At 38.0% G+C, this 9,623-nt stretch carries 6 protein-coding genes and 2 pseudogenes; 4 read left to right on the top strand and 4 right to left on the bottom strand.

Annotated features, from left to right (window positions below):
* Positions 1–1,065 (top strand): annotated as a pseudogene (locus H6G25_RS18955) (ATP-binding protein); the annotation flags it as partial.
* Positions 1,066–1,278: 213 nt separating this feature from the next.
* On the opposite strand, the gene pheT reads toward H6G25_RS18955, so the two are convergent.
* Positions 1,279–3,714 carry a phenylalanine--tRNA ligase subunit beta gene (gene pheT / locus H6G25_RS18950; RefSeq protein WP_190393833.1) on the bottom strand — a complete coding sequence of 812 codons (2,436 nt, stop codon included), beginning with the start codon at positions 3,712–3,714 and terminating at the stop codon, positions 1,279–1,281.
* 412 nt (positions 3,715–4,126) lie between these two features.
* Between pheT and H6G25_RS18945 the strand changes: the two genes are divergently transcribed.
* From H6G25_RS18945 to H6G25_RS18935, 3 genes and pseudogenes are all read left to right on the top strand, one after another.
* Positions 4,127–5,392: an extracellular solute-binding protein gene (locus tag H6G25_RS18945; RefSeq protein WP_190393832.1), complete on the top strand. Its 1,266-nt coding sequence runs from the start codon at positions 4,127–4,129 to the stop codon at positions 5,390–5,392.
* 288 nt (positions 5,393–5,680) lie between these two features.
* The gene (locus tag H6G25_RS18940) at positions 5,681–6,649 is read left to right on the top strand and encodes an SDR family NAD(P)-dependent oxidoreductase (RefSeq protein ID WP_190393831.1); all 969 of its coding nucleotides are present in this window, start codon (positions 5,681–5,683) and stop codon (positions 6,647–6,649) included.
* Positions 6,650–6,741: 92 nt separating this feature from the next.
* Positions 6,742–7,101, top strand: a pseudogene (locus H6G25_RS18935) (Uma2 family endonuclease); the annotation flags it as partial.
* Here the strand turns inward: H6G25_RS18935 and H6G25_RS18930 are convergent.
* The 3 genes from H6G25_RS18930 to H6G25_RS18920 all read right to left on the bottom strand — a co-directional run bounded on the left by H6G25_RS18930 (position 7,076) and on the right by H6G25_RS18920 (position 9,606).
* Positions 7,076–7,234 (bottom strand): element excision factor XisH family protein, encoded by a 159-nt coding sequence (locus H6G25_RS18930; protein WP_190393830.1) that lies wholly within the window; start codon positions 7,232–7,234, stop codon positions 7,076–7,078. The pseudogene H6G25_RS18935 and the gene H6G25_RS18930 sit on opposite strands and share 26 nt — an antisense overlap.
* Before the next feature lie 277 nt (positions 7,235–7,511).
* Complete coding sequence (locus H6G25_RS18925; protein ID WP_190393829.1) at positions 7,512–7,916, bottom strand: CVNH domain-containing protein; 405 nt, start codon at positions 7,914–7,916, stop codon at positions 7,512–7,514.
* Between the two features lie 163 nt (positions 7,917–8,079).
* Positions 8,080–9,606: a tetratricopeptide repeat protein gene (locus tag H6G25_RS18920; RefSeq protein ID WP_190393828.1), complete on the bottom strand. Its 1,527-nt coding sequence runs from the start codon at positions 9,604–9,606 to the stop codon at positions 8,080–8,082.
* Positions 9,607–9,623: the final 17 nt, after the last annotated feature.

Below are 9,623 nucleotides of genomic sequence, written 5' to 3'. Positions count from 1 at the left end.
AAGGCTATTTTTGAAGGGGTACATAAAAGTTTTAAGTTTGTGGTTTTGACTTTTGAAAATGGTAATAAAACTTTATCTTTTCCGGCTAGGTTTATGCGTCATGATGTGGGAGAATTAAATAATTTTCCTGATGATGATTGTATTCATATTTCTGTGGATTTAATTAAACGCTTATCTCCTGATTCTATTTCGGTTATGGAGTTTAAATCTGATTTAGATATTTTCATAGCTAAAAAAATGAGTCGCTTTCCGTTGTTGGGGGAGGAAATTCAGGATAAGTGGAATTTAAAGTTAACTGCTGAATTTCACATGACTAATGATAGTCATTTGTTTAAAACTGAACCAGGAAAGGGAAGATTACCTTTATATGAGGGGAAAATGATTCATCAATTTACCCACAAGTTTGCTGAACCTCGGTACTGGGTAGAGGAGGAGGAAGGAAGAAAAGCGGTTTTAGGTAAAAATGGTGTTGATAAGGGGCAAATTTTAGATTATCAGTGTTATCGTGCAGGATTTCGGAAAACTGCACGAAACACAGATATGAGAACATTAATTGCAACAATTATTCCTCCAAATTTCCATGCAGAAAATTTTCAATCCATTTTACTTTGTTCTTCTGCAATTTCTCATCCTCCTAATTATCAAGAATGTTTATATTTAGTAGCTATTTGGAATAGTTTTTCAGTTGACTATTCTATCCGTAACAGAGTTTCATCTGCTCTCAATTTTTTCTATATGTATCAAACCTGTGTTCCCAGATTAACAGAAAAAGACCCATATTTTCAAGAAATAGTAGAACGTGCAGCCAAACTAATCTGTACCACAGCAGAATATGATGAATTAGCGAGAGAAGTAGGATTAACAAGTCATGAAAACGGAGTTACAGACGAGAGAGAAAGGGGAAAAATCCGCGCGGAATTAGATGGAATAATTGCCCATTTATATGGATTAACAGAAACAGAATTTAGTCATATATTGAGTACCTTTCCCATAGTAGCAGAAGAAGTGAAAAATGCGGCTTTAAATGCTTATCGGGAGTTGAAGGATACCCGACTTCTTTTTTAATTGTGTCAATAAATGATAAATTAAGTAGGTGAACGGAAAAAAACCGACATAAGTAACGAAAAGTAAAGTTGCCCAAAACCTCTTCCCTGTTCCCTGTTCCCTGTTCCCTTGTCATAACGACAATTTTTAACGCCAACCTACTTAATCAAATTAATCATAGAAGTCGGGAACCGAAAAGATTAATATTTCAGCGGGAAACAAAAACCGCTGTGATTAACTTCTCAAATTGACACCAAACTTCTCTACCAAAGCAGAACGCACGTGATTATGAACTGGTTCAATTTCATTTTCTGTCAGCGTGCGATCGCTGGCACGATATACTAAACGAAAGGCTAAACTGCGTTGTCCTGTGGGTACGTTTTCACCGCGATATTCATCAAACAATTCCACAGAATTTAATAAGCCTTTTCCGGCTTTATTAATGACTTTTTCGAGTTCGCAAACTGTCACTTTCACTGGTGCGAAAAACGCCAAATCTCTATCACTTGCTGGATAGGTAGAATAGGAACTAAATTTAGGAATTAATAAATTATCATCATCCCAAGCATCCAACAAAGCATCTAAATCTAATTGAAACACATAAACGGCTTCTGGTAAATCTTTTTCGCGGCGTAATTGGGGGTGAATTTGTCCAAATGTTCCCAGACGATTACCTTTTATCCACAATGAAGCTGTGCGTCCGGGGTGTAAACGAGAATCTCGATTTTCTGGTTGAAATTCTACCGCTAATTTAAGTTGTTTAAAGACACTTTCTAAAATACCTTTAGCTTCAAACCAGGTCATGGCCTTTTCCTTACCACCCCGTGACCATTTACCGCTAGTTATATCACCACCGATAATTCCGGCCAGCACTTCTGCTTCTTGTAAACCCTCTTCTTCACTCCAGAAAACTCTCCCGATTTCAAAACCATTTAACGCCCCATTTCCCTGTTCTAAATTGTATTGGAAAGCGGTAATTAAACCAGAGATTAAATCAGTGCGTAAGGCTGAATATTCCGCAAATAAAGGGTTACTTAAAACAATCTGTTTATCTTCCCCTGGTTTCACTAAAGAATATTGCATTAATTCCGTCAAACCTTCAGCCCGTAAATAACCGCGTAACTTGCGAATTAATTCTTGATCTAAAGATAGATAACCAGCTTCGGATTTTTCTGGTAAGGTATCGCAGAATTTATCATAACCATATAACCGGGCAATTTCTTCAATTAAATCAATTTCCCGTTCTAAATCACGGTAACGATAGGGAGGTACTGTAACTGTCCAATTCCGTTCGTCAGTTTTTACCAATTTACATCCTAAAGCCGTGAGAATTTTTTCTACATCTTCTGGTTGTAATTCTCCTGTTTCTTGTCCTAATTCAATCGGACCTAATACTTGATTAACTTTATCCAAACGCAGGTAAATAGAATGAGACCAGGTAGAAATATCTGGACGATAATCAGAAATTTCTTGTTGAACAATTACCCCGGCTGCTAATTCTTGAATTAGAGATAAAGCCCGGTGACAAGCTATTTCTAATTCGGCGTGATTTACGCCCCTTTCATATCTTCCAGAGGCTTCACTTCTTAACCCCACACTGCGAGAAGAACGACGAATGGCTACAGAATCAAATAACGCTGCTTCTAAAACTAAACTTTGTGTACCTTCATAAACTTCCGTTGCTTCACCACCCATAACACCTGCTAAAGCCACTGGTTGATTATTAGCAGTAATTAATAAATTTTGGGGTGATAAATTGCGATTATTTCCATCTAAAGTTTTTAAAGTTTCTCCCGTTTGTGCAAACCGCACTCCCATTATTAATTGTTCCTCTCCAGAGAGAGATTGTAAACGGTCTTTGTCGAAAGCGTGAAGGGGTTGTCCTCTTTCTAATAAAACGTAGTTAGTGATATCAACCACATTATTAATTGGTCTCACTCCCGCAGACCGTAAACGTTGTTGTAACCATTCAGGAGAGGGTGCAATTTTGATGTTTTCAACAACCGTACCAATATAAGCAGGACAAGCTTGGATTTCGGAAATTTTCAAAGTCAGGTTTTTTGCAGTTTGAGTATTTTCTACTTTCGCAATTTCGGGAATTGATAAATTTCCCCCGGTTAAAGCTGCTACTTCCCGCGCAATACCGACCATAGATAAAGCGTCAGCACGGTTAGCGGTAGCAGTGACATCTAAAATCACATCTTCCAAACCCAACAGGGGACGCACGTCACTACCTAAAACCAGATTTTCTTCACTAAAGATATGAATACCGTCAATATCCGTGGGTAAACCCAACTCTTTCAAAGAACATATCATCCCATTAGAGGGAACACCGCGCAGTTTTGCGGGTTTGATTTTTAAATCAATGTTGGGTAAATAAGTTCCTGTGGTAGCTACGGGAACATATATGTCTGCGCGGACGTTCCCAGCGCCACAAACGATATTCACAGTCTCAGCAGCACCAATGTCTACCGTACAAACGCTTAATTTATCTGCGTTCGGGTGTGGTTGACGTTCCAGGACTTTCCCCACAACTACCCCTGCGGCCCAAGTGCGACGGTCTTCTATATCTTCTACTTCAAACCCTGCCATTGTCAAGGTTTCCGCCAGTTCTTCTGGGGTGAGTTTGATTTCTACGAGTTCTTGTAACCAATTTAGAGAAATACGCATGGAGTCTGTTTGTTTCGATTTGTCTTTCGCTCTAATTTTATATATTAACAGGACTTACGCAAAATATCTCTCAAACCCTCTTTTCTTCGTTCTCTTCGTTCCTATCCCTGACGGGACGCTCCGCGAACGTGGTTCATTATTCCGTGACTTGTGCGTAAGTCCTAATTAAGTGAAAATCATGAGATTTTTCATTTTCCCCAGAAGTATAGATGTTTTGGGACAGGTTTCCACCTTCTGCAAAAAAATTAAATGAATCGATACAATATTAAATTTTGTAAATAAACATACAGAACATTGCACAATAATGGATAATTATTTCTCGAATATAAGTGTAGGATCGGCAATGTCAAACCTACCGGTATTTCAAGAATAAAGCAGGATTCTGACATCTCAAAACTACGGACGGTAGAGCATGAAAAAATTACACAATAAACTTTTCTCCTTACTCATATTCACCCTCACATTTTTAGGATTAATAGTCTTTTCCTTTCCAGACCTGACCTACGCACAAACAACCCGTGAAACCACCTTAAGAGTTGCTCTTTTTCCCTATATTCCTGACTCCTTAGAAGATAAATATGAAAAACTATTGGATAGAATTGAAAGTGAATTTGAAGATAAAAATCCCGAAATAGACTTAGAATTAAAACCTCTGAATCCTAATGAAGAAGGATTTTATGAGATAAATACTTTAACACAATGGTTATCCAATTCTCCGAAAGAAGGTGGTTATGATCTAGTGGAGGTAGATACTTTATTGCTGGATGATTTAGTCAAAGCAAATTTAGCTAAAGTTTGGGATGAACCTCAAAATACCGAAGATTGGCATCCTGTGGCTTTAAAAGCCGTTACTATCAATGAAAAAATTTATGGTATCCCGCATTTATTGTGTGGTCATTTCCTATTTTATTATAATGAAAAAGTAGCTCAAGCTACATCTGTCGACGAATTGTCAGCTATTTTAAACGAGATAACTCCAGAGATACCAAATCTGGCAGGAAATCTAACAGGAAGTTGGAATTTACCAGCTTTGTATTTAGATGCTTGGGCTGATACCTATGGTGTAGATAACATTAACTCAGCTTTATCAAACAATTTAAATGAGAAGGTAATGAAATATTTCGGAGAATTTGCTGAAAATTGTCAAGTGAGAGATGTTAACCCCTGCTTTACTGATTATAGCAATCAAGATATCGGTGCAAATGCCTTTATCGAAAATAAAGTAGATGTTTTCTTTGGCTATTCAGAAAGACTCAACTATATCTTAAAAAATGGGGGCAATTCTGAAGTTAAATTAGCTCCTTTACCCCTTGGAGAAAGTAATAAACCCTTGTTATTTACTGATGCTTTAGTTCTCCGTCAAGACTGCGATCAATTTTGCATGAATGCTGCTAATAAATTCGCGGCTTATTTAAATGCTCCCGCAACTCAAGAATGGATTTTAAGTAGTAAAGATGCAGAAAGAAAAGATGCAGAAAAAAATGCTATACCACCTATACCACGTTATTTAATTCCAGCTACACATAGCGCTTTTACTGATTCACTCAAACAAGATATCTATTATCAAACTCTAGAACAAGCGATCAAAAATGGCTCACCTTATCCTAATTCTGGTTTTCCAGGAATTCGTAAGAACTTAAAAGCTTTGCTTATTAAGAAGTTATACCCTAGCCCCTAAGTCCGTAGGGTGCGTTAGCGCCAGCGTAACGCACCTTATCCCACAATCAAACTTTCCGCAGTGTGAGGCGCATTTTTCAAAAGATTATCGTGAATATCCATTAAATCCTGGACATCCCGATATGGCTTGCGCCACGCTACGCTATCAGACAATTACAATTTCATCATCCCAGCAATAACCTAACAACAATCTATACTACTTCTAACAGTTAACCCTTGTCTTTGTAAATCATAATAAATTTAAATTCGTGCAGCGAAAACCCAAGTATTATCAAATGTAAATAAAAAAATGAGTAAAAATCTTCAAGGGAAAATAGCATTAGTCACAGGTGCTACCAGAGGAATTGGTAAAGGAATTGCAATTGGATTAGGTGAAGCGGGCGCTACTGTGTATATTACTGGGCGAACTTTTGAACCTAATAATTATGAGCATTTTGGCGGTAGTTTACGGGAAACTGAAACCGCTGTTATCGAAGCTGGTGGGGTTTGTATTTCTGTACAGGTTGATCATAGTGATGATGAGCAAATTCGCCGACTTTTTGCACGGATTGAGAGAGAACAAAATGGTCAATTAGATATTTTAGTTAATAATGTTTATGGGGGGGTACAAGCCATAAGAGAAGCCTATGGTAAAACCTTTTGGGAGTCTGAACCGGGTTTTTGGGATGCTACCAATAATGTAGGTTTACGAAGTCATTATGTGGCTAGTATTTATGCTGCAAGAATGATGACAAAAAGAAAACAGGGAATTATTTTTACTATTTCTTCTTGGGGAGGAATGTCTTATATTTTTAATGTTCCTTATGGTGTGGGAAAAAGTGCTTGTGATAGATTAGCCGCGGATATGGCTAAGGAATTAAAACAATATAATGTGACTTCTCTGGCTATTTATCCGGGTATTGTGGGTACGGAACAGATTACAAATTTTGCCAAGGAACAGAGTTCAGAAAATGGTAATTCTTCATTATTTGCTGATGGTTTTAATTGGGAAACACCATTATTTACTGGCAGAGCGATCGCTAGTTTAGCAGCTGATGCTAATATGATCAAATATACAGGTAAAATCCAAGTTGTCGCTGAAGTTGCGAAGAGATATGGAATTGTAGATCAAAATGGTAATCGTCCTGTATCTTTACGTTCTTTGCGGTTTATTTTACCAATGGCTATACCTTTTTTAAGAAATTATGCTTGGTTAATTCCTGATTTAACAATACCTTGGTTAGTGATTTTCTTCTTGATGATTAGCAGTAGATTTTAGGAATTGAAATTTTTTACAATAGTCTATTGTGATCTTAGTTTTCAGGAAAATAGTATACAATAATAAAAAGTCCTCAAGTAGTGGATAAAATCATGGTTAACCAACTTTTAATCAATGATATTGATAATTGTGATGTACCAGATGTCAATCTGCTAGTCACCGAAGATGATACACCTGTGGATAATCTCCTATATGGAAAACAACAACGTCTTTTGGTTAGTTCTCTTTATAGTTCCTTAAAAAATCAGGTTTTTTTAGCTGAAGCCAATGTTGGTATTTATCATACTTATGGTGAACCCGCTATAGTTCCTGATTTATTTATCAGTTTTGATGTTGAAGTTCCTGAAAATTGGTGGGAAAAACAAAATCGTTGTTACCTAGTTTGGAAATTTGGTAAATCACCCGAAATTGTCATCGAAATTGTCTCTAATCAAAAAGGTGAAGAGTTAGGGAAAAATCTGCTGTTAAGTCTATGTAAAAATCAATATCCTCAACTTGAATAAATAGATGCTCGTCAGTAATTGTCCATCCATCTTTTGTCAGGGCTGTTTTAACTGTATTATGAAATAAATCTTTAGCTGGCATACATAAATTAAACTTATTTAACCACTGTTAATAGCATAATATCTCAGATGAAAGGTTCAAAAGGCAATTAAAGATTTAGAAACATAAATTATAGTGACAAAACCCAGTTTATACTAAATTAAGTTGATCTATTTGTGAGGAAACAAGGGAAAGGCTATCAACCACTACAAAAATGTAGGGTGCGTTAGCGACAGCGTAACGCACCGAAAATCAGTAAATAAACATACATAAGGTGCATTACATTTCATTAACGCACCCTACAGGATCAGCGATCGCACTATCGCTCTGGGTTGCTTGTATAGGTTAAGTTTCCATTAATGTTTTCAATTCCATTGATTTCTATAGAAGTGTTTACATAACTCCCATCGATTTTTTGACAGTTACCTGAAAGTCGAGTTCCACTAACAGAAGTATCTTTACAACTCAGGTTAAAGTTAGCAGGTTTAGATCGATCAGTGAACTTAAGAGTACCATCAATATTTTCAATTCCTTTTAAGACGATTGAAGTTTTATTAAATGTTTGATCTCGTCTTCTACAAATAGCTGATAGTACATTACCGCTCAGAGAGATATTTGAACAGGTAAATTGATAGCTACTAGGAGCAGCGAAAGCAGGACTTACCCCACCTAGAGATACAAAAAAGCTAAGGATAGCAGCCAAAAACCAAGTTAACTTTTTCATAGAATTATCAGAAACGTTTTCCGTCCTGTTGAGTTGAATTAAATTGTGGTTTTTCTTCCCACACTATTTAGACGTTTTACCCCCCCCATTTGTGAATTTTTCGAGTTACGGACAAATTTCCCCCCAAAAAAACCACCATAAATCGCCATAACCCTTACCCCTCTTACCTTTTAAGCTTCTCCAAAATTCCCTCCACCTCCCCACGCACGGGATACAACAACTGCTGACTCAAAGCCCCTTTATAAGCCTGTCTAGCCCCCGACTTATCCCCCAAGCCCATCATCACCCTCCCTAACCAGTAATCAGCCATGGCTGGGTTAAATAACCTCAACTCCTGACATCCTTGAGCAGCTACCTCCCACCACCGTTTATTAGCCTTAGCATTCTTCAAAACTCGATAACTTTCCCCCAACCAAAACGCCGCTGGTACGGATTGCAAATAACCGCCATCCGGTAAAAGCTCCCATGCCTTTTTTAAGGCTTCCAGGGCTTCCCGATGTTTACGAGCCAAAGTCAACACCTGGCCATGACGCAACCAAGTATCCGCTAACTGGGGTTGTAGTTTTGTCCCCTGTTCGGAAACCTGACAACCCCGTTCAATGTCTGGAAAATGTTCCACCAATACCCGCCCCGCAGTCGTCCACATACTCCAGCATTCAGGAAAGCGCGTTAACATCTCCTCCACTATGGAAGCAAGAATCGTTTTACTCTTCTCTGGGTGAGGTGCAAGGGGTAAAATTTCACACAAACCCCGATAAATTTCCCGATCATGGGGATACAGATAATACGCTTTCCCCATCATTTCCGCCCCTTGCTGGTATTCCCCTGTGTGGAATAAGCACCGCCCATAATAATACCAACCGTAGGGATGATTGGGGGATTCTGTAGTAAACTTAGCTAATACCTCCACCCCTTGCGCCCAATCCCCTCGTAAAATGTGATAGTAGGCTAAGGATTTATGGACTTCAACACTATGGGGAATTGTTCCTAGTAAGGAGGTAATCATTTTTTTAGTGATTTTCCCCTCTTCACCGGATACCATTCTCGCCAGCAAACGTTGATCTATTTGTCGTTGTATTACTCGAAAATCATCACCAGCTAGGGCTATAAGGCTGTTAAACCTCTCTTTCGCCGTTTGTATATCCCCCACCGCCATCAGGGCATCATAGCTGTAAATCAGGGACATAACATCATCTGGATTAATTGCTAAAACCGGCTCTAGGCTGCGGAGAATACCAAGGGGATTTTCTACATTTTGATATACCTGTGACAAAGCCAGTCGGTGAAATACTTGATCAGGTTCTAAACTAGCCGCTACATTAAAGGCTGTGAGAGCTTTTTCATTGTCACCTTTACAAGTTGCAATCAATCCTTGTATATAATGCTGAGTTACCGGATTTTCAGACAAAAATAGGGCTGTATCATATACTTGTAAAGCCTCTTTTTGTTGTCCCATTAACTGCAATATCTTCCCCAATTTTAGATGCACATCAAGTAGTTGAGGTTGTCGTTCAATTACTTGATTATATTCAATAATGGCTTGTTGCCAATTTCCTATTTCGTAAAGCAAATCAGCTAATTCTAATCTTTTTTTCCATCCTTGAGGATATTTTTCAATATACTTGTTTAAAGCGATAATTTTCTGCTGTTGTCTGGCTGATTTTTCTGCTATAAATAACTGAACGTTCATCTTTAGCCCAGATGGCT

This window comes from Dolichospermum sp. FACHB-1091 (assembly GCF_014697585.1).
Lineage (GTDB): Bacteria > Cyanobacteriota > Cyanobacteriia > Cyanobacteriales > Nostocaceae > Dolichospermum.
The sequence above is the reverse complement of the archived record's forward strand: the minus strand, read 5'-3'. Positions and strand labels throughout refer to the sequence as shown.

Coding starts and splice junctions, on each gene's coding strand:
- pheT (WP_190393833.1), bottom strand. CDS start 3,714: ATGCGTATTTCTCTAAATTGGTTACAAGAACTCGTAGAAATCAAACTC.
- H6G25_RS18945 (WP_190393832.1), top strand. CDS start 4,127: ATGAAAAAATTACACAATAAACTTTTCTCCTTACTCATATTCACCCTC.
- H6G25_RS18940 (WP_190393831.1), top strand. CDS start 5,681: ATGAGTAAAAATCTTCAAGGGAAAATAGCATTAGTCACAGGTGCTACC.
- H6G25_RS18930 (WP_190393830.1), bottom strand. CDS start 7,234: ATGCCAGCTAAAGATTTATTTCATAATACAGTTAAAACAGCCCTGACA.
- H6G25_RS18925 (WP_190393829.1), bottom strand. CDS start 7,916: ATGAAAAAGTTAACTTGGTTTTTGGCTGCTATCCTTAGCTTTTTTGTA.
- H6G25_RS18920 (WP_190393828.1), bottom strand. CDS start 9,606: ATGAACGTTCAGTTATTTATAGCAGAAAAATCAGCCAGACAACAGCAG.